The organism is Megasphaera jansseni (assembly GCF_047974155.1).
GTDB lineage: Bacteria > Bacillota > Negativicutes > Veillonellales > Megasphaeraceae > Megasphaera.
This window is the reverse complement of record NZ_JBHYRR010000019.1, coordinates 1-24979: the sequence shown is the minus strand read 5'-3', so window position 1 is coordinate 24979 and position 24979 is coordinate 1. Positions and strand designations below refer to the sequence as shown.

At 54.0% G+C, this 24979-nt stretch carries 23 protein-coding genes; 18 read left to right on the top strand and 5 right to left on the bottom strand.

The window, feature by feature from the left end:
* Positions 1 to 15: 15 nt before the first annotated feature.
* Positions 16 to 399 (bottom strand): prenylated flavin chaperone LpdD, encoded by a 384-nt coding sequence (gene lpdD / locus ACE418_RS08295; RefSeq protein WP_416450172.1) that lies wholly within the window; start codon positions 397 to 399, stop codon positions 16 to 18.
* Positions 400 to 518: 119 nt separating this feature from the next.
* Here lpdD and ACE418_RS08290 point away from each other — a divergent pair, with 119 nt between their 5' ends.
* The 4 genes from ACE418_RS08290 (at position 519) to ACE418_RS08275 (ending at position 4958) form a co-directional block, all read left to right on the top strand.
* Positions 519 to 1352, top strand: a complete 834-nt coding sequence (locus tag ACE418_RS08290) for a MerR family transcriptional regulator (RefSeq protein WP_416450171.1) — start codon at positions 519 to 521, stop codon at positions 1350 to 1352.
* A 105-nt stretch (positions 1353 to 1457) separates the two neighbouring features.
* Positions 1458 to 2951: a UbiD family decarboxylase gene (locus tag ACE418_RS08285; protein WP_416450170.1), complete on the top strand. Its 1494-nt coding sequence runs from the start codon at positions 1458 to 1460 to the stop codon at positions 2949 to 2951.
* Between the two features lie 33 nt (positions 2952 to 2984).
* Complete coding sequence (locus ACE418_RS08280; protein ID WP_416450169.1) at positions 2985 to 4370, top strand: SLC13 family permease; 1386 nt, start codon at positions 2985 to 2987, stop codon at positions 4368 to 4370.
* Positions 4371 to 4394: 24 nt separating this feature from the next.
* Positions 4395 to 4958 carry a UbiX family flavin prenyltransferase gene (locus tag ACE418_RS08275; RefSeq protein WP_416450168.1) on the top strand — a complete coding sequence of 188 codons (564 nt, stop codon included), beginning with the start codon at positions 4395 to 4397 and terminating at the stop codon, positions 4956 to 4958.
* A gap of 232 nt (positions 4959 to 5190) precedes the next feature.
* On the opposite strand, the gene rbr is transcribed toward ACE418_RS08275, so the two are convergent.
* The 4 genes from rbr to ACE418_RS08255 form a co-directional block, all read right to left on the bottom strand.
* Positions 5191 to 5730: a rubrerythrin gene (gene rbr, locus ACE418_RS08270; protein WP_416450167.1), complete on the bottom strand. Its 540-nt coding sequence runs from the start codon at positions 5728 to 5730 to the stop codon at positions 5191 to 5193.
* A gap of 128 nt (positions 5731 to 5858) precedes the next feature.
* On the bottom strand, positions 5859 to 6341 hold the full coding sequence (locus ACE418_RS08265) for a hypothetical protein (protein WP_416450166.1): 483 nt from the start codon (positions 6339 to 6341) through the stop codon (positions 5859 to 5861).
* Complete coding sequence (locus ACE418_RS08260) at positions 6342 to 7058, bottom strand: DUF1700 domain-containing protein (protein ID WP_416450165.1); 717 nt, start codon at positions 7056 to 7058, stop codon at positions 6342 to 6344. It abuts the gene before it with no gap.
* The gene (locus tag ACE418_RS08255) at positions 7045 to 7353 is read right to left on the bottom strand and encodes a hypothetical protein (protein WP_416450164.1); all 309 of its coding nucleotides are present in this window, start codon (positions 7351 to 7353) and stop codon (positions 7045 to 7047) included. The genes ACE418_RS08260 and ACE418_RS08255 overlap by 14 nt, the downstream gene beginning before the upstream one ends.
* A 144-nt stretch (positions 7354 to 7497) precedes the next feature.
* Between ACE418_RS08255 and ACE418_RS08250 the strand changes: the two genes are divergently transcribed.
* The 14 genes from ACE418_RS08250 (at position 7498) to ACE418_RS08185 (ending at position 24754) form a co-directional block, all read left to right on the top strand.
* On the top strand, positions 7498 to 7713 hold the full coding sequence (locus tag ACE418_RS08250) for a DUF951 domain-containing protein (RefSeq protein ID WP_416450163.1): 216 nt from the start codon (positions 7498 to 7500) through the stop codon (positions 7711 to 7713).
* 109 nt (positions 7714 to 7822) lie between these two features.
* Positions 7823 to 9040, top strand: coding sequence for an ATP phosphoribosyltransferase regulatory subunit (locus ACE418_RS08245; protein ID WP_416450162.1), 1218 nt, complete (start codon positions 7823 to 7825; stop codon positions 9038 to 9040).
* A gap of 1 nt (position 9041) precedes the next feature.
* Positions 9042 to 9677 (top strand): ATP phosphoribosyltransferase, encoded by a 636-nt coding sequence (gene hisG, locus ACE418_RS08240; RefSeq protein ID WP_416450161.1) that lies wholly within the window; start codon positions 9042 to 9044, stop codon positions 9675 to 9677.
* Between the two features lie 16 nt (positions 9678 to 9693).
* Complete coding sequence (gene hisD, locus ACE418_RS08235) at positions 9694 to 10983, top strand: histidinol dehydrogenase (protein ID WP_416450160.1); 1290 nt, start codon at positions 9694 to 9696, stop codon at positions 10981 to 10983.
* Complete coding sequence (hisC, locus tag ACE418_RS08230) at positions 10976 to 12052, top strand: histidinol-phosphate transaminase (protein WP_416450159.1); 1077 nt, start codon at positions 10976 to 10978, stop codon at positions 12050 to 12052. The genes hisD and hisC overlap by 8 nt, the downstream gene beginning before the upstream one ends.
* The gene (gene hisB, locus ACE418_RS08225; RefSeq protein WP_416450158.1) at positions 12045 to 12629 is read left to right on the top strand and encodes an imidazoleglycerol-phosphate dehydratase HisB; all 585 of its coding nucleotides are present in this window, start codon (positions 12045 to 12047) and stop codon (positions 12627 to 12629) included. The genes hisC and hisB overlap by 8 nt, the downstream gene beginning before the upstream one ends.
* Positions 12626 to 13246, top strand: coding sequence for an imidazole glycerol phosphate synthase subunit HisH (hisH, locus tag ACE418_RS08220; RefSeq protein WP_239639561.1), 621 nt, complete (start codon positions 12626 to 12628; stop codon positions 13244 to 13246). Before hisB ends, hisH begins: the two co-directional genes overlap by 4 nt.
* A 4-nt stretch (positions 13247 to 13250) precedes the next feature.
* Positions 13251 to 13967 (top strand): 1-(5-phosphoribosyl)-5-[(5-phosphoribosylamino)methylideneamino]imidazole-4-carboxamide isomerase, encoded by a 717-nt coding sequence (hisA, locus tag ACE418_RS08215; RefSeq protein WP_416450157.1) that lies wholly within the window; start codon positions 13251 to 13253, stop codon positions 13965 to 13967.
* Position 13968: 1 nt separating this feature from the next.
* Positions 13969 to 14733 carry an imidazole glycerol phosphate synthase subunit HisF gene (gene hisF, locus ACE418_RS08210; protein ID WP_014015195.1) on the top strand — a complete coding sequence of 255 codons (765 nt, stop codon included), beginning with the start codon at positions 13969 to 13971 and terminating at the stop codon, positions 14731 to 14733.
* 15 nt (positions 14734 to 14748) lie between these two features.
* A complete protein-coding gene (hisIE, locus tag ACE418_RS08205; protein ID WP_416450156.1) occupies positions 14749 to 15447 on the top strand; it encodes a bifunctional phosphoribosyl-AMP cyclohydrolase/phosphoribosyl-ATP diphosphatase HisIE in 699 nt (232 codons plus the stop codon).
* 19 nt (positions 15448 to 15466) lie between these two features.
* On the top strand, positions 15467 to 16585 hold the full coding sequence (locus ACE418_RS08200) for an HAD family hydrolase (protein WP_416450155.1): 1119 nt from the start codon (positions 15467 to 15469) through the stop codon (positions 16583 to 16585).
* A gap of 8 nt (positions 16586 to 16593) precedes the next feature.
* Entirely contained in the window at positions 16594 to 17685 is a 1092-nt protein-coding gene (locus ACE418_RS08195) for a mandelate racemase/muconate lactonizing enzyme family protein (protein ID WP_416450154.1), read from the top strand.
* 848 nt (positions 17686 to 18533) lie between these two features.
* A complete protein-coding gene (locus tag ACE418_RS08190; protein ID WP_416450153.1) occupies positions 18534 to 18743 on the top strand; it encodes a type II toxin-antitoxin system RelB/DinJ family antitoxin in 210 nt (69 codons plus the stop codon).
* 164 nt (positions 18744 to 18907) lie between these two features.
* Positions 18908 to 24754: an ESPR-type extended signal peptide-containing protein gene (locus ACE418_RS08185; protein WP_416450152.1), complete on the top strand. Its 5847-nt coding sequence runs from the start codon at positions 18908 to 18910 to the stop codon at positions 24752 to 24754.
* Positions 24755 to 24979: the final 225 nt, after the last annotated feature.

Below are 24979 nucleotides of genomic sequence, written 5' to 3'. Positions count from 1 at the left end.
TTAGTGGCTCGTTTTCTACAAACTACCACTGCCCAATCCGGCCAGGATGGCGGCTGTCAGTTTGTCGGCTCCTTCTTTCAGGGCTTTCAGTCCGGCTGGGGTAATAGCGTCGATGTGGACACCGCCTGTGCAGACTGTCCGCTGTCCGGTGGCTGCGGCGACGGCTTCGGCCAGGGGGCGGCAGAGAGATTCGTCTTTATGGCCCAGGGCATTGAGAACCGACGACGTAGCGCTCCGGGACCCGTCGCCGTGCAGGCTGGGCCTGGGTTCAGCCAGGACGACCGTTCCGACGTGGGCCTGGCCGCCCTGGCAGATGAGGATATAATCCGTCCCGGCCTGGAACAGGGTGACCGTCAGCGTCGTCTGTAGTTCGGGAATATCTTGAGAAAAGGTTTTCATAGCACACCTCATTTCCAAAAAGTGGGTGACCGTACTTTATCACAATCAGCGGCTGCCGTCAACCGGGGCAGGCCGGTGCGGTGTATAGCAGCTATACACCGGGACAAGGAGTGATTTCCATGAAACATGGCATTTCAATCAGCGATATGGCTAAATTGCACGGCCTGACGAGACAGACGTTGCTGTATTACGATAAAATCGGCTTATTCAAGCCGGAAAACGTCGATGACAAGGGCTATCGCTATTACAGCTGGCGCCAGATCCCTGTGTTGCGGGAAATCTGTTTCCTCAAGGCGACGGGCATTCCCTTGAAGGACATTGTCGGCCACTTCCAGAATCGGACAGCACATAAGGAATTGATCCTGCTGGACAATCAGAAAATCGTCATCGAAGAAGAAATCGGCCGGCTCCAGCGCCTGCGACAGGCCCTGGATATGCGCATCCAGACTTACCGTACGGCTGATGAAGCCATTCGCATGCATCAGGATGAGCCCTTTTTGCTGAATCTGCCGTCCCGTCAGGTCCTCTATCGGGAATATTTGAAGCCCGTCCACAAAGAGAATCTCCACCGGACATTGATGGAATTATGGAAGAACGTCACGCCGGAACTGGGGCTGCCAGCCGGGCGTTTCGGCACGATGATCCTTCAGGAATACGCCCGGACGGACCATCCTATCGACGGAGCCGGGAGTTGTTTTTTCCTGCCGGAATGGGAACAGCGCCGGCCCGAAGCGATTACCCTGCCGGCCGGGGAATACGCCTGCCTGTTCAGCTATCACATGCCCTATGATATGACGGCTATGCAGCAGCTCCTGCAATGGATGGACGGGCAGGGACTGGAGCTGGGCGGCCACGTCGTCGACATCTGCCTTCTCGATACGACCTTCTATACGACAGCCGATTCTGTCGATTTTTGTCTCCTCCAGGCGCCGGTATATCACAGAAATAAATAAGTTCTGACAAACCTCTTGACTGTATGCTGACTGTACAGTGTACCATGACTTCCGTAAGCAAAAAAGCTGGTGCACACAGCCGCAAAGAGTCAGGAGGTTATTTTTATGCGAAACGATATTTATGATTTGCGTACCGCTCTGGAAGCGTTGAAGAATGAACCGGGACAGCTCGTCGAAACGGCCGTCGAAGCCGATCCGAATGCTGAAATTTCCGGGATTTACCGTTATGTCGGTGCCGGCGGCACCGTACCGCGTCCGACCAAAGAAGACGGCCCGGCCATGCTCTTCCACAACGTCAAGGGCTTTCCCGATGCCAAGGTCGTCATCGGCATGCTTTCCAGCCGCAAACGCGTAGGCCTGCTCCTGGGCAGTGACTACAAGCGCCTGGGCTGGCTCCTGCGCGACGCCGTCAAGAATCCCATCAACCCGGTCATTACGGAAAAACCGGCACCTTGCCAGGAAATCGTCTATTTGGCCAGTGATCCTGATTTCGATTTGCGCAAGCTCGTACCGGCACCGACGAATACGCCGGAAGACGCCGGCCCGTATGTCACCATGGGCCTCTGCTCCGGCAGTGATCCGGAAAATGGGGATACGGACGTCACCATTCACCGCCTGTGCATCCAGTCCCGTGATGAAATGACCATGTGGATTACGCCGGGCTCCCGCCACCTCGGCGCTTTTTGGGAAAAATGCCTGAAACTCAACAAGCCCATGCCTATTTCCGTCAGCATCGGCATGGACCCGGCCATTTACATGTGTGCCGGCTTCGAACCGCCGACGACGCCGATCGGTTTCAATGAATTGCAGATTGCCGGTGCCCTGCGCGGCAAACCGGTTGAACTGGCCCAGTGCGTCTCCATCCCGGAAACGTGCATCGCCCATGCGGAATACGTCATCGAAGGCGAACTCATCCCGGGCCTGACCATGCGGGAAGACATCAATACCAATACGGGCAAGGCCATGCCGGAATTCCCCGGCTATACGGGCGATGCCAAACCGGACAGCCTGCCGGCTTATCTTCCGGTCATCAAGGTCAAAGCCGTCACGACCCGCAAGAACCCAATCATGGAAAGCTGCATCGGTCCGAGTCATGAACATGTCTCGATGGCCGGCATCCCGACGGAAGCCAGCGTCATCGACATGGTCGAACGGGCCATGCCCGGCCGTCTGGTCAATGTCCACGCAGCGCCCTGCGGCGGTGGCAAATTCGTGACCATTATCCAGTTCCGCAAGAACAACATCAACGATGAAGGCCGCCAGCGTCAGGCTGCCCTCCTGGCTTTCTCGGCATTCAGTGAAATGAAACATGTCTTCCTCGTCGACGAAGATGTCGATATCTTCGACATGAACGATGTCATGTGGGCCATGACGACGCGTTTCCAGGGCGATGTCGATTTCATCGCGATTCCCGGCGTCCATACGCATGTCCTGGACCCGTCCAACGACCCGGCCTTCGACCCGTCCATCCGCGTCCATGGCATTTCCTGCAAGGCTATCTTCGACTGCACCGTTCCTTTCGATATGAAAGACCATTTTGAACGCTGCCGGTTCCTGGAAGTCGATCCGAAAAAATGGCTGCCTGATTTTCAGTTCTAATCAGGGATATCCCGCATTTTAGGAGGTTTACTCATGGGGAAACAGAAACCCGTCATCGGTCTGATTGTCGGTCTCATCATCGGCATCGGCCTGTATTTCATGAATTTTCCCGGTCTCAGCACGGAAGGGCATCTTTGCTTGTCCTTCTCGCTCATGACCGTAGCCTTCTGGGCTTTTGGCGTCGCCCAGCCCGGTTATATTTCTGCCTTGTACCTGGTCCTGCTGTCGGTCTTCAACGTCGCGCCGGGGACGCTCATCTTTTCGACCTGGACGGGTCCGATGATGTACCTCATCATCGGGGCCTACCTCATCGCCGCCGCTGTCAATGATTCCGGGCTGGGTGAACGCATCGCCTACTGGTACATCGACCGCTATGTCACAGACTTCAAGAGCATCATCATTTCCATCTTTGTCCTGACCTTTATCCTGGCCCTGCTCATCCCGCATCCCTGGCCGCGGGCCTTCCTCATCATGTCGGTCATGAGTGTCGTCATCAAGAGCGCCAATATTCCCAAAGTCGATGCCGTCAAAATCGGCTTTACCGTCTTTACGGCATCCATTCCCGTGTCGATGATTTTCCTCACTGGCGACGCATCCATCAATCCCTTGGCCGCTGCCAGCGTCACACCGGCTCCCTTGGGCTGGATGGCCTGGCTGGAAGTCATGGGGGTTCCCATGATCGTTGCCAGCCTCATTACCCTGGGCATGATCCTGGTCATGTTCAAGCCGTCTCAGGAAATCTCCGTCAACAAGACGGAAATCGCCGCCAAGCGCCAGTCCCTGGGCGCCATGACGGGCATTGAGAAGCGAACGGCCCTGTGGGTTGTCATCGCCATCATCTTGTGGATGACGGACAGCATCCACGGCATCAATATCGGCTGGGTGACGCTGTTCATCGCTGTCATGATGGCCCTGCCCAAAGTAGGCGGTATCCTGACGCCGCAGAGCTGGTCCAGTGTACCGGTCCAGACGCTGCTCTTTTTGACGGCGGCTGTCGCCATCGGCCGCGTCGGCGGCGAAACGGGGATGAATGCCTGGATTGCCCAGACCCTGCTGCCGACCGCCGTTCCGGACAATATGTTCATCCTGGTAGCCTTCATCACCCTGATTTCCATTATTGTCCACATGTTCTTTGGCAGCGTCATCGCCGTCATGGGCATCGTCATCCCGGCCATGCTGGCATTTACACAGCCCTTGGGAGTCAACTCCATCATCCCCGTCATGGCTACGTATATCGCGGTCAACTGCCATTTTGTCCTGCCGTTCCATAATCTGGCCATCCTGGTCGGTATGGGCGAAGAAAACGGCATGTATTCTGAAAAGGAAACGATTAAGTTCGGCGTTCCCTATACGATTGTCTTATTCATCCTGACCTGCGTTGTCAGCCTTCCCTGGTGGAAAGTGCTGGGTTTGTGGTAGGATAGCAGAAAGAGAGGTACTGCCATGCGCATCATCGTCGGCATTTCTGGCGCCAGCGGCGTCGTCATGGGCTATCATTTGCTGAAAGCCTTGAAAACTATTCCTGGAATGGAAACGCACCTCATCATCACCGAAGGAGCTGCCAAGACCTTTCCTTATGAAACGGATATCCCTGTCTCGGCTGTCCGGGCCCTGGCCGACGTGGTCCATGATAACCACAATATGGCAGCCGCTGTATCCAGCGGGTCTTTCAAGACGGACGGCATGATCATCATTCCCTGCAGCATGAAGACCGTCGCCGGTATCGCCAGCGGCTATGCCGATAATCTCTTGCTGCGGGCTGCCGATGTCTGCCTGAAAGAAGGGCGGAAAGTCGTCATCGTCCCCAGGGAGATGCCCATGAGCCGTATCCACCTGCGCAACATCAAAGAAGCCGCCGATTATGGCTGCACCGTCGTACCGCCGGTCCTGACCTTCTATAACGGCGCCGATAGTGTAGAAAAACAGATACAGCACATCATCGGCAAAATCCTCATGCAATTCCATATCGATTACGAACCCTTCGTCCCATGGACGGGGAGGGAATAAAAAATAGGCTGTCGCAAGGGCGACAGCCTCTATTTTTTACTGTAGGGGTCGCCGCGTGGGCGACCCGCTGGATATTTGGTGGCAATCTCTCTGGGCCAGAAAATCGTTCATGTTCTGGGGCGGGCTTGCCACGTGCAAGCCCCTACGAAGATAGTTGCTAACCACTAGCCCCTAACTGCTAGCCACTAAAAAAGGGCTTGTCGCACGTGCGACAAGCCCTTTTTTCACACTATTAGTAATTGACGTTGCGGAGTTCGAAGAAGGACTGGGGATGAGCACAGACCGGGCAGATTTTCGGAGCTTCGGCAGCTTCTACGATGAAGCCACAGTTGCGGCAGATCCAGGTCTTCTTGTCGGATTTCTTGAAGACTTCCTGTTTTTCTACGTTAGCCAGGAGAGCGAGGTAGCGTTCTTCATGGTGTTTTTCGATTTCAGCGACTTTTTCGAATAAGAAGGCGATTTTGTCGAAGCCTTCTTCGCGGGCTTCTTTAGCGAAGGTCGGGTACATTTCCGTCCATTCGTAATGTTCGCCGGCAGCAGCGTCTTTCAGTGCGTTGATGTCGTTCGGCATTTCGCCGCCGTTGAGGAGTTTGAACCAGATTTTAGCATGTTCTTTTTCATTGTTAGCCGTTTCTTCAAAGAAAGCTTTGATCTGTTCGTAGCCTGCTTTTTTAGCTACGCTGGCATAATAGGTGTACTTGTTGCGGGCCTGAGATTCACCTGCAAAGGCAGCCTGTAAGTTTTTTTCTGTTTTCGAACCTTTTAATTCCATAATTCATTTCCTCCTTGACAAAAAGTTATATTTGAAATTATTTTTTAGCACCTCTTTGGGTTGATTTCATTGTAGCACTTTTTAACCCTAATGTCAACGGATAATAATTATTTGTTAGTATATTTTTTTTAACGGGCCCGGTTGTTGTCATGGACGTCTGTCGTATGGTCGCGGTCACTGGAATGGCTGCTGCTCTGCGTGCTGCTGCGGCTGTTCTGGGTCTGGCTGCTGCGCTGGGAAGACGACTGGCTGCTGCGGCTTTGGGATTGGGATTGAGAACGGCTGCGACTGGTGCTGTCGTCGCGGGTATAGGAGTTCCACTTCGACTTGACCGTATCGCCGGCATCTTCGGCCGAGTCCTTGAGGCTGCCGTATTTGGCCTTGAACTGGGCTTCAATCTGATCAGCCTTTTCCGGATACATGGCCTTCAATTTAGCCAGGAGTTCGGCTTTGCTGGCATTGCCCTTGTCCAGGGCGCCCTGGATTTCTTTATATTCTTTATAATAAGCCATCCAGTGCTTCAGCGGGCCGTAATCGTTGCTCATGAAGGACGTATAGCTGCCGAAAGCGCAGGCCAAGGTCAGGATGAGGAAGACGAGGACGCGCTTCATTTACTGCGCCCCCTTTCCGCGGGCTGCGGCGTGGCAGGCCTGGCTGGCCGAGCTGGCCGTCATGGCGGCGAAGAGGACCGTCAGGACGATGAGGACCCGGGTCACGATGGAGAGTGTCGGCAGGGGCAGGAGGTCCGTATAGGCATAGGCTGGGATGAAGGAAATGCCGATGGCCGCCAGGATGACGATGGCCAGGGCCAGGTAGAGGAAACCGCTGAGGATGCCGAAGAGGGTACCCAGGACGTCCATGAAAGGACTGGCCACGGCTTTGGCTGCCTTGCCCATCTGACTGTCGCCGTCGTTCCAGTTGAAATCCTTGCCCGTCTTGGCGGCTTCGGCAGCGTAGCGCTGGCGCATGGCCTGTTCCCGGTCGTAACGGCGCTGCTGCTGGGCCAGCTGCTGCTGACGGTAATATTCGTCGTCCCGGTCCTGGTCATAGAAGATGCGGTCTTCCACGCCCGGGCCGAAATCGCCGTAGGCCCCGTATTCGTCGCCAGGCATACGCGGATTGTCTTCGGGGACGATGGGTTCGCCGATATAGTAGCGGTAAATGTTCTTGGGATGCCCCAGTTTACAGCAGATTTCCTCTTCCGATCTGCCTTCTTTGGCACCGAGGCGGAACTGTTCTTCACAGTCTTCGATGATGCCTTTCAAGTCATTTTTGTCGCTCTTGCGGAAATAGTAGTGCAAGAGGTCCATAAATTCATTCTTTCTCATGCTTTACTCTGTCAGGCCCTTCCTTTCCCGTGAGTGCTTCATAGCGCTGGTGCAACGTCGCCCCGTACTGCCAGGCAGCGACGCTGATGGCGGCGATGGCGATGATGACGATGAAGATAGCAAATACCGGCATGTCCGGCAAAAAGGCGACCGACGCCAGCGGCTCTTTTTCCAGGGCGATGCAGATGGCTACCCAGGCCAGGAGCGCGATGGCGCAGACCGTAGAGATCGTGCCGATGATGTAACAGATGAGATAGGACCGGCGCAGGTTCTGCCGGCTCATCGATGATTTCAAAGCAATTCCTCCTCTTCAATTCATTACCTGTTATCTTAACACAGGCACTATAGCAGGTCAATCGCGGCGGCTCATTCCCTTGCGAAGGGGGGCCTGGGGCTATATAATGATATATTATAATTGTCTTTTGAAGGAGGAATTTTGATGGCTGATTTTGTCCGTTATTATGTAGGTGACGTCGTTCAGATGAAGAAAGCCCATCCCTGTGGTTCAAATGAATGGGAAGTGCTGCGCATCGGCGTCGATTTCGTCATCCGCTGCATGGGGTGCGGCCACCGGGTCATGATTCCCAGACCCAAATTTGAAAAGGCTGTAAAGAAACGATTAAAATGTGCCGGTGATGAAAGTGAAAAAGCGTAAAAAGTTAGAAAAAGGTATTTTTATTTTTAGGACTTTGTGGTACAATATTCAACAGCCGATATTTTAATGCTTTACTAGAATAAAGAACTAAAGAAAGGGAGGTCATAGGATGAACAACAATACCTTGGATGGAGTGAAGATGCTCCACCATGATGAAATGCGCAATTATGACCGGATCCAGGGGAAAATAATTTCTGTTATCATGAACCACGGCTGTAAGATTATTGAAACGCCGAGTTTTGAAGATTATGACGTATACCAGCACTTCTTTCCGCAGCTCCGCCAGCAGATGGTCAAGACCATCGACACGGATGGACGGGTCCTGGTCCTGCGGCCGGATGTAACGCTGCCTCTCGTCGAAACGGCGGCTCGCGAGTTCCCGCGTTCGAACCAGCTGCTCAAGTTCGGTTACGTCAGCACGGTATTCCGCGAATATTACGGCCGGTCGACGTACGGCAAGGATTTCCTGCAGGGGGGCATTGAAATCCTGGGCGACTCCAGTCCCGAATGTGATGGCGAAGTCATCGTCACGGCAGCTGAGATACTCAAAGCCGTCGGCGTCGAAAATATCCGCATCGACATCGGAACAGCGGCCTATACGCAGGCTTTATTCGATGGCCTTCCCATTTCGGAAGAAGAGAAAGAAACGCTCAAAGGCTATATGGCCGAACGCAACCTGGTAGCCTGCAAGTCTTATATCGCATCGCTGCCGATTTCTGCCGATGCCCGCAAGGCCCTGGAAGCCCTGCCGGTCCTCTTCGGGCCCTATGCCCAGACCTTGAGCAAGGCCCGGGAGTACTCCATCAACAGCGGTATGCTCAACGCCCTGTCGCGGCTGGAACGGGTCTATGACTATATCCTCTATGCCGGCTATGCCGACAAGGTCCAGCTCGATTTCGGCTTTGCCAGCCGCCTGGGTTACTATACGGATACGGTCTTCAAGGTCTACGTCGACGGCGCTTTGTATGACATCATCGACGGCGGCCGCTATGACCAGTTGTCGTCGCGGTTCGGTGTCGACCGCCCGGCCTGCGGCTTCGGCATGAATATCAATCTATTATATGAATATATGAGCGATGCCGGCCTGTTAGAAGATACGGAACCGTCGTTCCAGATGGCCGTCTCCTATACCGCCGGCGACCAGACCCTGGTCCGGGACCTCATGAACTGGCGCAGCCGCGGCTTCCGCGTCGCTGCCTATCCCGATTCGTCCTTCATCGACAGCGCCGACTACAGTATCCATGCCATTTACCGCAACGGATCGTACTATAAGGACGGCAAGGCCATGACGGCCGAAGAATTGGAAGCACTCATGGGGAGGTTGTAACATGGCGATTCATATTGCACTGGCCAAGGGCCGTATTCATAAAGTGGTCATGAAATATTTAGCCGAAAGCGGCTATGATTTCCCGACTTATTCCGAAGAGAGCCGCAAGCTCATCTTTGAAGATGCCAAGGGCCAGCTCAAAGTGACCCTGGTCAAGTCGCCTGACGTCGCGGTCTACGTCGAACGCGGTGCTGCTGACGTCGGCATCGTCGGCAAGGACGTCCTCATCGAAGAAGCGCCGGGCGCCGACGTCTACGAAGTCATGGACCTGGGTATTGGCCGCTGCCGCATGGCCGTTGCCGGCATCGCCGGTAAGCCGGTCGACATGACCAAGCGCATCACTATCGGCACGAAATATCCGCGCATTGCCCGCAGCTATTTCGAGGCCAATCATCACAGCGTCGACATCATCAAGCTCAACGGGTCCGTCGAATTGGCACCGATCGTCGGCTTGTCCGATGTCATCGTCGATATTGTCGAAACGGGCAATACCTTGAAAGCGAATGGCCTGGAAGTCCTGAAATATTTCATGGATTTCAGCGCCCGCATGATTTGCAATCCCGTTTCCTTTAAGATGAAATATAACGAAATCCAGCAGCTCATGGATGTCATCCGTGAACACAGCATGAAGGCATAACTAAGGGGGAGTTAGAGTGGAATGGATAGATGTACCCAGTGAAGGGTTGACTTTACGCGACATTCGCCGCATTACGAAACGCGATCAGGCAGAAAGTGAAGATATCCGCAAAGCCGTCGAAGCCATTTTGGCCGACATCGAACAGCGCGGCGATGCGGCTGTCCGTGAATATACGAAACGCTTCGACGGCGTCGACCTCGACAGTTTTCTCGTTTCGCCGGAAGAAATCGACAATGCTGTCGACATCGTCGGTCCCGATTTCATGGCCATTTTAGAAGAAGCGGCTGCCAATATCCGGGCGTATCATGAACGCCAGGTCGAACAGACCTGGATCGATACCTTCCGCCCCGGCGTCCGTCTGGGTGCCAAGTTCACGCCTATCCAGCGCGTCGGCGTCTACGTCCCTGGCGGCACGGCAGCTTATCCGTCGACGGTCCTCATGGATACCATCCCGGCTCATGTCGCCGGTGTCCCGTCCATTGCCGTATTTACGCCGCCGGCCAAAGACGGGTCAGTCAATCCCTACATCCTGGCTGCAGCTCACGTTGCCGGAGCTACGGAAATCTACAAGGTCGGCGGGGCTCAGGGGATTGCCGCTGCCGCTTACGGTACGGAAAGCATTCCGCCGGTCTTCAAAATCGTCGGCCCCGGCAATGCCTATGTTGCCATGGCTAAGCGCCTGGTCTTCGGTACTGTCGGCATCGACATGATCGCCGGCCCCAGTGAAGTCGGTGTACTGGCTGACCACGATGCCAACCCGGTCTGGGTCGCCGCAGACCTCCTGGCCCAGGCTGAACACGACCGCCGGGCGGCTGTCTTCCTGGTTACACCCAGCGCTGCCTTTGCCGGTGAAGTCGAAGCCGAAGTCCGGCGCCAGCTGGAAGAATTGCCGCGTAAGGACATCGCCGCCGAATCCATTGAAAAACACGCCAAGTTCTTCATCGTCAAGGATAAGGACCAGGCCGTCGACATCATGAACCTCATCGCACCGGAACACTTGGAGATCGCCTTCAGCGATGCCGAAGCATGGGCTAAGAAAATCGTCAATGCCGGTGCCATCTTCATGGGGCCCTATACGACGGAACCGTTAGGGGATTATTTTGCCGGTCCGAACCATACCCTGCCGACGATGGGGACAGCTGCTTTCTCGTCGCCCCTCGGCGTCTATGACTTCGTCAAGCGCAGCAGCCTCCTGGAATACCATAAGGAAGCCTTTGAAGCTGTCGCCGACAAGGTCATGCGCTTCGCTAATGTAGAAGGATTACAGGCACACGGCCTGGCTGTAAGGAGGAGAATCGATGAATAATAACTGGCTTCGCAATACCATCCGCTCTTTTGAACCCTATGTCGTCCCGGAAATCCGGGAACATACCGTCATCAATGCCAATGAAAGTCCGTATAATCTTTTTGATTTCCCCAAGGTCAAAGCCGATTTCCTGGAACGCCTGGCCAAGACGCCGTCGTACCACTATCCGGATCCCTTTGCTGAAGAACTGCGGGCAGCCCTGGCGAAATACGTCGGCTGCCAGCCTCAGGAAGTCCTCGTCGGCAATGGCGGCGATGAAATCATCAGCCTCATCATGAATACCTTCCTCAATCCTGGCGATACGCTCCTGACCCATACGCCGACCTTTGACATCTACGGCATCGACGCCGAAGTCCTCGGTGCCAAGGTCGTCACCGTGTCCGACCTCGACGGTTACCGCCGCGACCGCGACGGCCTCCTGACCAAAGTGAAGGAACTCCAGCCGAAGGTGACGGTCCTCTGCAACCCCAATAACCCCACAGGGGAACTGCTGCCTCTGGATTACGTCGAAAGCCTGGTTCAGGCTGCCGACAATATCGTCGTCGTCGATGAAGCGTACCTGGAATTCGCCGGTGCGCCGAGCATCATTACTAAGCTCTCCCAGTACGACAACCTCATCGTCATCCGCACCTTGTCCAAGGCCTTCGGCCTGGCCGGCTGCCGCGTCGGTTATGGCGTAGCCCAGAAGGAAGTCATCGACGCCCTGGGCCTGACGAAACTCGTCTATAACCTGAATATCCTTTCCCAGAACGCCGCCCTGGCTGCTATGGACTATGCCGATGAAATCCTGGCCCACAACATCCCGCCGACACTGGCAGCGCGCCAGCATTTCATCGATGCCTTGAAGGACGTACCGAATCTTACGGTCTATCCCAGCTCCAGCAACTTCGTCCTGGTCCGCGTCCCCGACGGCCCGGCTATGGTCAAAGCTCTGCACGATGCCGACATCTGCGTCCGTTCCTATAAAGCGGCCGACCTCAAGAACTGCCTGCGCATCACCATCACCACCGATGAGGTCGTCCGCCGCGTCGTCGCCGTCATGACCGAGGAGGCGAAGAAATATGCGTAGTGCCCAAATCGAACGGGAAACGGCAGAAACACAGATTGCTGTCTCCCTCAACATCGACGGCTCCGGTACGTTTGGCGGGACGACGGGCATCGGTTTCTTTGACCACATGATGAACCTTCTGGCCTGCCACAGCGGCATGGATATTACCCTCCACGTCCACGGCGACCTCGACGTCGACACGCATCACACCATCGAAGACCTGGCCATCGTCTTTGGCGATGCCTTGACCCAGGCGCTGGGTGACAAGAAAGGCATCAACCGCTACGGCATGTTCTACTGCCCCATGGACGAAGCCCTGACGCGGGTCGTCATCGACCTCAGCGGCCGGCCGTACCTGGTCTACGATGTAAAGCTCGCTGTCGAACGCATCGGGACCTTTGAAACGGAAATGCTCAAAGAGTTCCTCTATGCCCTGGCCGTCCATGGCCGCATGAACCTGCACGTCACCAATCTCTATGGCGAAAATGCCCACCACATCGTCGAATCGGTGTTCAAAGGGCTGGGCCATGCACTGAAAGAAGCCGTCCGCATCGAAGGCGACGAAACGAGTGTCTTGTCGACAAAAGGGGTGTTATGATGAAGATTGCGATTATCGATTACGAAGTTGGCAACCTGGCCAACGTATACAATGCCTGGAAGCGCCTGGGAATCGAAGCGGCCATTACCCGCGACCCGGCCGTTATCCGCGACGCCGACCTGGTCGAACTGCCCGGCGTCGGTGCTATCCGCGACGCCATGGGGAATTTACAGAAATTCGACCTCATCCCGCTCCTGCAGGAACAGGTTCAAAGCGGCAAATTCTTCATGGGCGTCTGCTTGGGGATGCAGGCTCTCTTTGAAAAGAGCTATGAAGGCGGCACTTATGACTGCCTGGGATTCCTGCCCGGCGATATCGTACCGTTCCACACCAAATTGAAAGTCCCCCACATGGGCTGGAATGAATTGGAATTCCGTCAGGAACACTGGCTCCAGAAGGGATTGCCGGCTCATCCGTACGTCTATTTCGTCCATTCTTATCATAAATCGCCTGTCGATACGCCCGACGTCATTGCTACGGCCGATTACGGCCAGCCCGTCCCGGCTATCTGCGGCAAAGATAATGTCCTGGGCTTCCAGTTCCATCCGGAAAAGAGCGGCCGCGTCGGTGAACAGCTCCTCCGGAACGTCGTCGATTACGTCATGAAGAAAGGGTGAGACTATGATCGTATTTCCCGCTATCGATATCCAGAACGGCCATGCTGTCCGCCTGCGCCAGGGCGTCAAGGACGACAGCACGACCTATTTTGAGAACCCCGTCGACGCTGCCGTCAAATGGTGCGACGAAGGGGCCATGTTCCTCCACGTCGTCGACTTGGACGGGGCCTTTTCGGGCAAACTGACCAATGCCTCGATCATCGGCGACATCTGTGAAGCTGTCGATATCCCCGTCGAAGTCGGCGGCGGCATCCGCAGTGAAGAAGCCATCGAAACGTATCTGGAAGCCGGCGTCAACCGCGTCATCATCGGCTCCAAAGCCGTCGAGGATCCGGAATTCATCACGGCCATGGCCAAGAAATACGGCTCGTCCCTGGCCGTATCCATCGACGCCAAGGGCGATGTCGTAGCTACCCGCGGCTGGGTCGACGGCAGCGACAAGAAGGTCCTGCCCTTTGCCCAGTCCATGCTCGATATCGGCATCAATACTCTGGTCTATACGGACATCAGCCGCGACGGCATGCTGACGGGACCGAATTTCGGGATGCTCAGCCAGCTCCAGCAGCTGCCCTTTATCCGCCTCATCGCTTCCGGCGGCATGAGCAGCATTGACGATTTGAAGAAATTACAGGCCATGGGTGTTTACGGCGCTATCACCGGCAAAGCGCTCTACGAGGGGAAAATCACCATGGCTGAAATCCGCGCATTAGGGGGAATGTAAGATGTTGGCAAAACGTATTGTACCCTGCCTGGACGTCCGCGATGGCCGCGTCGTCAAAGGCAAACAGTTTAAACATATCCAGGACGTCGACGATCCCGTTAAACTGGGGAAATTCTATTCGGACCAGCTCGCCGACGAACTCGTCTTCTACGATATTACGGCGACCCATGAAAAACGCCATATCTTCATCGACGTCGTCCGCGCTGTTGCCGAAGCCATTACCATTCCCTTTACCATTGGCGGCGGCATCAGCAGCATCGACGACTTCCACCAGGTCCTGCGGGCCGGTGCCGATAAGGTGTCGGTCAACTCGGCGGCTGTCCGCCGTCCCGAACTGATTCGCGAAGCCGCCCAGCGTTTCGGCAGCCAGTGCGTCGTCCTGTCCATCGACGCCAAGCGCGACAACCACGGCAGCTGGCAGGTCTACGTCGAAGGGGGCCGCAAGAATACCGGCATCGACGCCATCGCCTGGGCCAAGCAGGGCGTCGCCCTCGGTGCCGGTGAAATCTGCATGAACTCCATGGATGCTGACGGTGAAAAAGCCGGCTTCGACCTGGAACTGAACCGCCGCCTGGCGACAGAACTGCCAGTACCCATCATCGCTTCCGGCGGTGCCGGTACGATGCAGGATTTCAAAGATGTCTTCGATGTCGGCGTCGATGCCGCCCTGGCCGCATCGGTCTTCCATTTCGGCCAGATCGACATCCCGGACTTGAAGACCTATTTACAGGGACAGGGAATTCCCATGAGAGGGGCAGAAGAATAAATGGAAAGTGTATCGATGAAAGATATTAAATTTGATGAAAAAGGCCTCGTGCCGGCTGTCGTCCAGGAAGGCTGCAGCGGCAAGGTCCTCATGGTGGCTTACATGAATGAAGAATCCCTGAAGCGCACCGTCGAAAGCGGCGATGCCTGGTATTACAGCCGCAGCCGTCAGGAATTATGGCATAAAGGCGAAACGTCAGGCCACTTCCAGCACGTCCGCTCCATCGCCGTCGACTGCGATGCCGACACGATCCTCCTGACCGTCGACCAGGTCGGCGCCGCCTGCCATACAGGCCATAAATCGTGTTTCTTCCGGTCCATGACGGAATGGGAAAAGACCTATACGGGCAACTTGTCCATGCTGTCGGACCTGCGCGAAGAAATCAAGGAAAAACGCATCCATCCGACGGAAAAATCCTACACGGCCTACCTCTTGCAGACCGGCATCGACAAGATCTGCAAGAAAATTGGCGAAGAATCGTCGGAAGTCATCATTGCCGCCAAGAACGCCGACCCCGTCGTCAAGGACACGTCGGAAGCCGCCGACAACCTGCGCCTGGAAGTCTGCAAGGAATCGGCCGACCTCTTGTATCACCTGTCCGTCCTCTGGGAAGACACGGGCGTTACTGTCAACGACGTCATGAAGGTCCTGGAAGAACGGTCTCATGTCAAAGGCAATAAGAAGACCGTCGGCCATTTGGACAAGACATTTTAAGAAAGAGGAGGAAGGCGCGATGAAGAAAGTGATTTTTGATGTCGATGGCGTCTTGCTCAGTGAAAAACGCTATTTCGATGTATCGGCCCTGGTCGTCTGGGAATGGTATTACAGTCCGCACTATATGCACCTCAAACCGGAACGGATCACGGCCGACCTCGACGACGATACTATCGCCGCCCTGCGGGCCCGTTTCTGGAAAGACGATGATATCTTATTGTGGCTCAAGAAACACGGCGTCAACAGTAACTGGGACATGGTCCACGCCCACATCGTCGTCACCTTGTGGCTCATGCTGGAACAGTATGTCGCCGACCACGGCGGCCTGGAAGGGAGCCTGAAGAAAATCGATGACATCCAGTACCTGGGCTCCCTGCTGCGGGGCTATCCCGTGCCGACGGCCGATGACGTCTATCGCCGCCTGAATAATGTCATTCCCGAACGGGCCGGTAAGGACGAAGTCTTTACCTACCTGACCAATGCCGTCCAGTCATCCCTGGGACCGGGCTCCAAACAGTGGACGCCTCTCAATTCGCCCTTGTGGCAGCTGGAATTCGAAGCCTTCCAGGACTGGTATTTCGGCGATGACCTCTATGAACAGACCTATGGGAAAAAGCCTTATGCACCGGGAAAACCGGGCTTTTTGACGCGGGAAGAACCGCTGGGGACCGTCGACGGCATCCGCCATATGTTCCGGGAATTGAAGAAGCGGGGCTATCAGATCGCCATCGCTACGGGCCGGTCGAAGATGGAAATGGAAATCCCTTTCCGGACCTATGGCTGGCTCGATGAATTCGACGAACACTATGTGGCCACCTACAGCGACGTCGAAGAAGCCGAAGCTATGCTGCACATGTCCCTGGACAAGCCAAATCCCTTTGCCTATTACCTCGGGGCCTTCGGCAAGAATAAGAAGCATTACCTCGACTACGTCAGCCATCCCGACGACTTCAAGAAGGGCATCTACTACGTCGTCGGCGACTCCCTGGCCGACGTCTGGTGCGCCCGGGCCATGGGAGCTACCATGATCGGGACCCTGACCGGCATCGACGGGCCGGCGGCTAAGCCCATGTTCAAAAAGGAACACGTCCGCTACATTGTCGATTCAGTCGAACAGATTTTAGATATTTTACCGTAGGAAGCATCATGAAGATTACAGCTATTGAAATAGGGAAAATCGCCATTCCCTTGAAAACACCGTTCATCACGGCCCTGCGCCGTGTCGACGTTGCCGAAGACCTGGTCGTCAAGGTCCATACCGACGACGGCCACACAGGCTATGGCAATGCGCCGGCAACAGTCGTCATTACCGGCGACAGCCACGAATCCGTCGCTGCTGCCATCAAGCAGACCATCGGGCCGAAACTCATCGGCCGGGACATCGACGACCGCGAAGATATCCTCGACACGATCCACCAGGCCATGGTCCACAACACGTCGGCCAAGGCCGCTTTGGACATGGCCGTCCACGACCTCTTCGGCCAGCGCTACGGCCTGCCCTTGTACCGCTTTTTTGGCGGCCGCAAGACGCGCATCGCTTCAGACCTTACCATCAGCGTCAATGCGCCGGAAACGATGGCGTCCGACGCCATCCAGGCCGTCGCCCGCGGCTACAGCCATTTGAAGCTGAAAGTCGGCATCGACCCGGCCGTCGACTTCCAGCGCGTCGCCGCCATCCGTAAAGCCGTCGGGCCGGACATCACCATCCGCCTCGACGCCAACCAGGGCTGGAAACCGAAAGAAGCTATCCGCCTCATCGGCCGCATGGAAGACGCCGGCCTCGATATCGAACTGGTCGAACAGCCCGTCGCTGCCGCTGACTTCGACGGCTTGAAACAGGTCACGGACCACGTCGCGACAGACATCATGGCCGACGAATCGGCCTTCAGCCCGCACGACGTCTTCCGGCTCCTGGCCATGCGGGCCTGTGACCTCATCAACATCAAACTCATGAAGGCCGGCGGCCTCGCCCCGGCAGCCCAGATTGCCGCCATGGCCGACGCCGCCGGCGTCAGTTGCATGATGGGCTGTATGCTGGAAAGCAAAGTCGGCATCACCGCCGCCGCGGCCCTGTCTGCCGGCAAGGCCATCATCACCAAGAACGACCTCGACGCCGCTGACCTTATGGCTGCCGACCCCGTCCAGGGGGGCATCACCTATGACAAAGACCACCTCGTCGTCCCCGACGCGCCGGGCCTGGGCATCACGGCCATCGATGGCTGGCAGCCATTCCACTAGCCGCTAGCTGCTAACTGCTAACCGCTGTCGCACGAAGGTTTTTGACATCGTGCGAGGCCCCTTAAACTTAAAAGTTTTTCGTTCGTAGTTCATCGTTCATCGCGATGGATTGATATTTTTAATCCCATACGACAAACGATGAACGACCTACGATCAACGTAAAAAGAGGCTGTCTTAATGTGACAGCCTCTTTTTTATGTGCAAGCTGCGTATATCCTGCACAGTAGTATATTTTTAAAGATAAAAATAATCCACTTAAAAAGGCTATAGCTTAATGGAAAGACCACTTTTTTCTTGATTATTTTGCATATTACGTCATACTTAGCAAAACGATATAATCTAGATATATATCATCCATATAAAATCTCTTTAGAAAATACATGTGCTCTTTTACAAAGGATAAAATGGGAAGATTACTTTTAAAGTTTATATTTACGTTATATTATGTTATTCTTTATAAGAATACTGTTCTTTTGATTTACTATGAAAATACGGTGAATATATATAATAGGCATCAAAAATATATCTCGAATATATATTGGCTAAGCGCCGAAATGACTTTTCCTAATTATGCATTTAATAAATATAAAGTAAAAATAACAAAAATGTGAAGACTATTTTGCTTATTATTTTTTTTGTGCTATAGTAACGATGAATTACTGGTGATATTATATGTCATCCGTCTACGAGGCAGTGTATATCGAAATATCCAGTTTTTAGATCCTGTCAGGGAAAATCCTCATGAGACCAATCACGAACTTGATAAATAATGTCAAGTTTAATTAGCATGTCCGGATATCATAGAAACCGTAGAGGAAGATTCCTTGACGAGGAATGTCAAGGAGTGAATGAGTGTGGCACAAGTAAGTGTATGTATCCGCATGGATGCGGATTTAAAAAAGGCGTTTGAATTATTCTGTAGTTCTGCCGGATTGAGCATGTCGACGGCGGTCAATTTATTTGTCAAAAAAGCGGTCCGTGAACAGCGTATTCCTTTTGAAATCACGGCGGAGACGACGGATAGGGAAAAATATCTGCCTGAAAGCTCTAAACCTTAATATCGCTTATCGCGTACAAATACTCTATCTATTTTCTCATTATATATATCAATATATACAAGGTACCTTCGTATTCCATATATAATATGGAGTAAAAATATCAAGTAAGTACAGCTGGCTTAACTTGTATTTCATGTCTAAGCAAAGAAAGCGAGGCTTTTTGTATGAACCGAATTTATAAAGTTATCTGGAATAAAGCGAGAAACGCTTATGTCGTCGTTTCTGAATTTGCTAAGGGCCATGCCCGTAATACGGTGCGTTCCCAGGCTGCTCGTCCGGCGGTTATGCTCCGGTTAGCCGTCCTCTTGGCCTGCACGACCAGCACGATGGCTGTAGGCGGTCCCTTGTGGGCTCAAGCAGCCACGGTGAATGCCGGGACAACATCTAATGGGGACAGTAATACCTTGGCTGTAGGGAGCAGTTCCAATGCCCAGGGAAAGGGCTCTGTTGCCGTGGGGAACAGCAGCACTTCTTCGGATTATGCTATTGCCATTGGTGATACGGCAGTTGTAGGCGGCAGCTTTACCTATGGATCGACCGCCAGCAGTACTGCGGCTCAAGCCATTGCCATTGGGCACAGTGTTACGGCCAGTGGGCTCCAGGATGTGGTCATCGGGTCCAGTAATACGGCTGCCACGCCAACCAAATCATATACTGAGACGGATAAAAATGGGAACAATGTTAATGCCATCGGTGGAAGAATCCTGATCGGCCATGACAACGATGCCACCGGTCGGGCAATCAATGCTACGGTAGTAGGGTCCAACAATGTGGTCACTGCTGCTCATGGCATTGCCATCGGCCAGAATGTCCAGTCCGGTCAGGCTTCTGATTCTGGCATTGAAAGCAACAATACCATGGTCATCGGGGTGAACAGCAAGGCTTTGTCCAGCAACTCCATCGCCTTGGGGAATAATGCCACAGCCGGGAACAGTGACAAGAATTCCGGCAATGCCAACGGACAGGGAGCCATTGCCATTGGAGAATCGGCTAATTCTACCGCATATTATACGGTGGCTCTGGGACACAATGCCCAGGCAACCAATGCCATGTCCGTGGCTGTAGGCGATGGTTCCCAGGCTACGGGGCGGACCAGTTCTGCCGTTGGCAATGGGGCCAAGGCAACGGGTGATGACAGTGTTTCTATGGGTTCTGGGGCCCAGGCAACGGGTTATTACAGTGTTTCTATGGGTTCTGGAGCCAAGGCGACAGCAATATCCAGTATTTCTATGGGCGCCGGGGCTGAGGCGTCAGGATTTCATAGCATTGCCATAGGGGGATACAACACCTATAAAGACAGTGAGGGTAAGATTATTTCCTACGGTTCAACCAAAGCAACGGGTGGCTACAGTGTGGCCATTGGGACAGACGCGACGGCAACAGGGCATGACAGTGTAGCCATGGGGACTTTTGCTTCAGTAGCCAAGGATGCGGGACCTGGAATTGCCCTGGGTTATGACTCAATAGCGTATGGGTACAACAGTGTGGCTATTGGAGCAGGTGCCACGGTAGGTACAGATGATTATAAAAATAATGTATCCGGAGGCGTGGCTCTGGGGGCCGGGTCTACTGTGTACCGGGACTTTAAAACAACGGATTGGAATCAGTTAGGGACAACATGGACCAGCTGGATGGATATGAAAAATCCCAACAACAGTCATACAAATGCCAAATGGGCTGCTACCATAGGCGCTGTTTCTATTGGCAGCGATGGGTATGACGTCACGGATCATTCGACGTTTCATTACAATACCCGCCAGCTGACGGGTCTGGCTGCCGGTACCTATGACACGGATGCCGTCAACGTGGCCCAGTGGAAAAATACCATGCTGGCTACGGTGGGAGATGCCCAAGGCAGCAAGTACAACAGCAGCTACGGGACGGATGGAGTGAACCGGAACCTGACCCGGCTTTACGATGAACAGCTGACACTGACCGGCGCGGCTGACGACGGCACGACCTTGACCAAGGATGAACTGACCACGGATGCCAACATCGGCACCCTGGTTGATAACAATAAGATTACCTTCCGCCTGGCCAAAAACCTGACCGGCCTGGATTCCGTCACCACCGGCAAAACGGTGATGAATTCCACCGGCCTTACCATCACCAATACCAATGATAAAACAAAAAGTATTACACTGGATGGAACTAACGGAAATGCTGTTATTGGCGGTGTGACTGTTGGCTATGCAGCTGACGGAGCCCTGAAATATACGGATGCGAAATCAGGTAAATATGCCACCGATGTGCCGGGGGGAACCTATGTATATGGCTTGAGCAATATTAGGTGGGATGGAACTCAGTATGTATCCGGACGGGCGGCCACAGAAGATCAGTTGTACTATGTAGGCAATAAAGCGGAGCAAGATATCAATAATATAGCAAATCAGATTGGCAACGGCAATTTTGGCCTGGAAGACGAAAATGGGAACTCTGTTACGGCACATTTGGATAATACGATTCCAGTAAAAGGTGACGGCAAAAATATTACTACCAAAATAGACGATACAGACAGCGCTCTTCAGATAGAGCTGAACAACAATCTCAATCTTGGCAATACTGGTTCCGTTCAGATGGGCAATACCACCATCAACAACAGCGGCGTCACGATTACTCATACCGATACTGATGGCAACAGTAATAACGTCAGCCTGACGGAAAACGGTTTGAGCAATGGGGGCAACAAGATCACCCATATCGCGAAAGGTGATATCAGTAAAACTTCTACGGATGCCGTCAACGGCAGCCAGCTGTATGATGTCCAGACTCTGGCCAGTCAGCATACGACGGTGAAAGCCGGTTCGACGAATGTTTCTGTTACGGAAGGCACCAATGATGCCGGCGGTAAGAAATATACAATCGACCTGGCCAAAGATGTCACTTTCGGCAGTGATACGAATCAGATTGCCATCAATGGCACTGACGGTACGGTGACGGTCGGTACAGGGGACAATCAGGTCAAACTGGACGGCACGGACGGCAGCGTCACGGCTGGCGGCGTGACCATCAACAAGAGTGGTAAGGGCACCATTGACGGTCTGACGAATAAGACCTGGGATGGAAAAAACTATATCTCCGGCCAGGCGGCAACGGAAGACCAGTTGCATCAGGTCGAGTCGAATACCAATTCTGCAATCAGTAACGTTGACAAACACCATACGGAAGTCACCGTAAATGGGGAAGCCGCTCCTGCTGCTGAAGGTACCTATACGGAAGGCAACCTCCAGATTGCCCAGAAGACAGGTGCGAATGGGCAGAAAATCTACGACCTCAAGCTCAGCGATAACCTGAACATCGGCGGAGCCGGGAAAAACGGCGCTCCGGGTAAAGATGGACATATGGGCATCAACGGGGCCGACGGGAAATCCGGTGTGGCCATCGATGGCAAAGACGGGATTTCCATCAAGGGTAAAGATGGCAAAGACGGTGTCACTATCAAGGGCATCGACGGGAAAGACGGCGTCAATGGCGCGGAAGGCCATATCGGCCTCAACGGCAAAGACGGCGTGACAGACATCTGGACCACTGCTGGCACCCCGGGCCTCAATGGCAAGAATGGGGAAACCATGACCCGGATCGTCTACAAGGATCCCGCTGGGAATACCCATGAAGCTGCCACCCTGGATGACGGTCTGAAATTCGGCGGTGACTTTGGCACGACTTCTGCTGTGAAGCTGAACAAGCAGGTCAATGTCAAAGGCAACGCTGCGACGGAAGCAGATCTCACGGATGGTAACATCGGCGTCGTTTCCAGCCAGGACAGAGACAACGGCCAGCTGCTGGTCAAGCTGAATAAGGACCTCAACCTTGGGGATACTGGCTCTGTTAAGATGGGCAATACGACCATCAATAACGGCGGTGTCACCATCCAGAATGTCAGCCTGACGGGAACTGGCCTGAACAATGGCGGCAACAAGATCACGAATATCGCGGCAGGTGATGTCAGCGAGAACTCGACGGATGCCGTCAACGGCAGCCAGCTGCATGCTGTTGAACAGAAAATCAATAACGTCGAGACGACGGCTGGCCAGCACACTACGGTGAAAGCCGGTTCGACTAATGTTTCCGTTACGGAAGGCAGCAATGCTGCCGGCGGCAAGGAATATACGGTGAATCTGGCCAACAATGTGACGTTTGGCAGCGATGCTAACCAGATCGCCATCAATGGCACTGACGGTACGGTGACTGTCGGTACAGGGGACAAGCAGGTCAAACTGGACGGCTCGGACGGCAGCGTTACAGCTGGCGGCGTGACCATCAACAAGGCTGGCAGTGGTACCATCGACGGCCTGACGAATACGACCTGGACGGAAGGCACATTTACTTCTGGCCAGGCGGCGACGGAAGACCAGTTACATACGGTCGAATCGAACGTCAATAAGAAAATTGATAATATCAATACGGCCATCGAGAATGTCGACAAACACCATACCGAAGTCACGGTCAATGGTGAAGCCGCTCCTGCTGACGGTACCTATACGGAAGGCAATCTCCAGATTGCCCAGACGAAGGGTGCGGATGGGCAGAAAATCTATGATCTCAAGCTCAGCGACAATCTGGACATCGGCGGTGCCGGGAAAGACGGCGCCCCGGGCAAGGATGGCCATATGGGCATCAATGGTGCTGATGGCAAGTCCGGTGTCGGCATTGACGGCAAGGATGGTATTTCCATCCAAGGTAAGGATGGCCAGAATGGCGTCACCATCAAGGGCGTTGATGGCAAGGATGGTACGGAAGGCCACATTGGCCTGACAGGACCTAAAGGTGCTGATGGCCAGAATGCCACGGCCGATATCCACGTCAAGAATGGCCAGAACGGTGTCGATGGCACAGATGGTCATGGCGGCAAGGATGGTATGGACCGCGTTGTCTATGAAGACCACAATCATATTACCCATGAAGTGGCAACTATGGATGACGGCATGAAGTACAGCGGTGATTCCGGCAGTGCAGCGGTAACCCTGAACAACAATGTCCAGATTTACGGCGGTGCGACGGAATATGCCGATGGCAACAACATCGGTGTCGTTGCTTCCCAGGATGGCGACAATGCGAAGCTGCAGATTAAGCTCGCCAAGGACCTCAAAGGCATCAATAGCATTGAAGCCCAGACTATTACGACGGGCAACACGACCATGGACAACGGCGGCTTGACGGTCAAGGGCGATGACAACCACCAGGACATCATCATCCATCAGGGCAACGTCAACATGGGTGGCAACACCGTCAGCGGTGTGGCTGATGGACAAGTTGCGCCGGGTTCGACCGATGCTGTCAATGGCGGTCAGCTCTGGCAGCGTGATCAGGCTATCAATGGCCTCGGCGGAGCTGTCAGCAAGCTGGATAGCCGCGTCAACCGCGTCGGTGCCGGGGCTGCTGCTCTCGCTGCCCTTCATCCGCTGGACTTCGACCCGGATGATAAATGGGACTTTGCAGCCGGTTATGGCAATTATAAAGATGCCAGCGCGGTCGCTGTCGGTGCTTACTATCGTCCGAATGAAGATACGATGTTCAGTGTTGGTGGTTCCTTCGGCGGCGGTGAAAACATGGTCAATGCCGGTGTCAGCTTCAAACTGGGCCAGGGAAACCACGTTTCGACGTCCCGCGTCGCCATGGCTAAGGAAATCAAAGATTTGCGCAAGGAAATCGAAGGTCTGCGCAGTGCCTTGGCAGACGTTGCAGCCGGGAACCGTCTGGATCCGACGAAGACGAAACTCTTCCCGGATATTCCGCAGAACCATTGGGCTTATAACGAAATTGCCCAGCTGTACGGCAATGGCATCGTACAAGGCTATCCGGATGGCAACTTTGGCGGTGACCGCATGATGACCCGTTATGAATTTGCCCTGATGGTATATCGCCAGATGCAGCGCGGGGCTGCGCTCAGTGACCGGATTGTCAATGAATTTGAACCTGAACTGGAACGCATCCGCGTAGATACCATTACTAAAGATAAAGATGGGAATCCTGTTATTCAGCGAGTCCGCGTCATCAAAGATAGAGGATAATCGAAGGCCCTGCATGAAGGTTTCTGCCATCATGCAGGGCTTTTTGTGTTGAACAGCGATATCACGACGAAATGGCAGGTCAATGCAGGCCTGACTTGGCAGTTCTAAGCGGGTTTTTATTGACACCGGCGCCGACATTTTTTATAATCCCAAGTTTGACACTTAAAAAAGAGTAAAAGGCTGAAAACCCAGTAAATACAAGGGTTTTCAGCCTTTTCTTTGTCC

Coding starts and splice junctions, on each gene's coding strand:
- ACE418_RS08250 (WP_416450163.1), top strand. CDS start 7,498: ATGGCTGATTTTGTCCGTTATTATGTAGGTGACGTCGTTCAGATGAAG.
- ACE418_RS08200 (WP_416450155.1), top strand. CDS start 15,467: ATGAAGAAAGTGATTTTTGATGTCGATGGCGTCTTGCTCAGTGAAAAA.
- ACE418_RS08290 (WP_416450171.1), top strand. CDS start 519: ATGAAACATGGCATTTCAATCAGCGATATGGCTAAATTGCACGGCCTG.
- ACE418_RS08260 (WP_416450165.1), bottom strand. CDS start 7,058: ATGAGAAAGAATGAATTTATGGACCTCTTGCACTACTATTTCCGCAAG.
- rbr (WP_416450167.1), bottom strand. CDS start 5,730: ATGGAATTAAAAGGTTCGAAAACAGAAAAAAACTTACAGGCTGCCTTT.
- hisH (WP_239639561.1), top strand. CDS start 12,626: ATGATGAAGATTGCGATTATCGATTACGAAGTTGGCAACCTGGCCAAC.
- hisIE (WP_416450156.1), top strand. CDS start 14,749: ATGAAAGATATTAAATTTGATGAAAAAGGCCTCGTGCCGGCTGTCGTC.
- hisF (WP_014015195.1), top strand. CDS start 13,969: ATGTTGGCAAAACGTATTGTACCCTGCCTGGACGTCCGCGATGGCCGC.
- ACE418_RS08275 (WP_416450168.1), top strand. CDS start 4,395: ATGCGCATCATCGTCGGCATTTCTGGCGCCAGCGGCGTCGTCATGGGC.
- ACE418_RS08245 (WP_416450162.1), top strand. CDS start 7,823: ATGAACAACAATACCTTGGATGGAGTGAAGATGCTCCACCATGATGAA.
- ACE418_RS08185 (WP_416450152.1), top strand. CDS start 18,908: ATGAACCGAATTTATAAAGTTATCTGGAATAAAGCGAGAAACGCTTAT.
- hisG (WP_416450161.1), top strand. CDS start 9,042: ATGGCGATTCATATTGCACTGGCCAAGGGCCGTATTCATAAAGTGGTC.
- ACE418_RS08285 (WP_416450170.1), top strand. CDS start 1,458: ATGCGAAACGATATTTATGATTTGCGTACCGCTCTGGAAGCGTTGAAG.
- hisB (WP_416450158.1), top strand. CDS start 12,045: ATGCGTAGTGCCCAAATCGAACGGGAAACGGCAGAAACACAGATTGCT.
- ACE418_RS08265 (WP_416450166.1), bottom strand. CDS start 6,341: ATGAAGCGCGTCCTCGTCTTCCTCATCCTGACCTTGGCCTGCGCTTTC.
- ACE418_RS08280 (WP_416450169.1), top strand. CDS start 2,985: ATGGGGAAACAGAAACCCGTCATCGGTCTGATTGTCGGTCTCATCATC.
- lpdD (WP_416450172.1), bottom strand. CDS start 399: ATGAAAACCTTTTCTCAAGATATTCCCGAACTACAGACGACGCTGACG.
- hisC (WP_416450159.1), top strand. CDS start 10,976: ATGAATAATAACTGGCTTCGCAATACCATCCGCTCTTTTGAACCCTAT.
- ACE418_RS08190 (WP_416450153.1), top strand. CDS start 18,534: ATGAGTGTGGCACAAGTAAGTGTATGTATCCGCATGGATGCGGATTTA.
- hisA (WP_416450157.1), top strand. CDS start 13,251: ATGATCGTATTTCCCGCTATCGATATCCAGAACGGCCATGCTGTCCGC.
- ACE418_RS08195 (WP_416450154.1), top strand. CDS start 16,594: ATGAAGATTACAGCTATTGAAATAGGGAAAATCGCCATTCCCTTGAAA.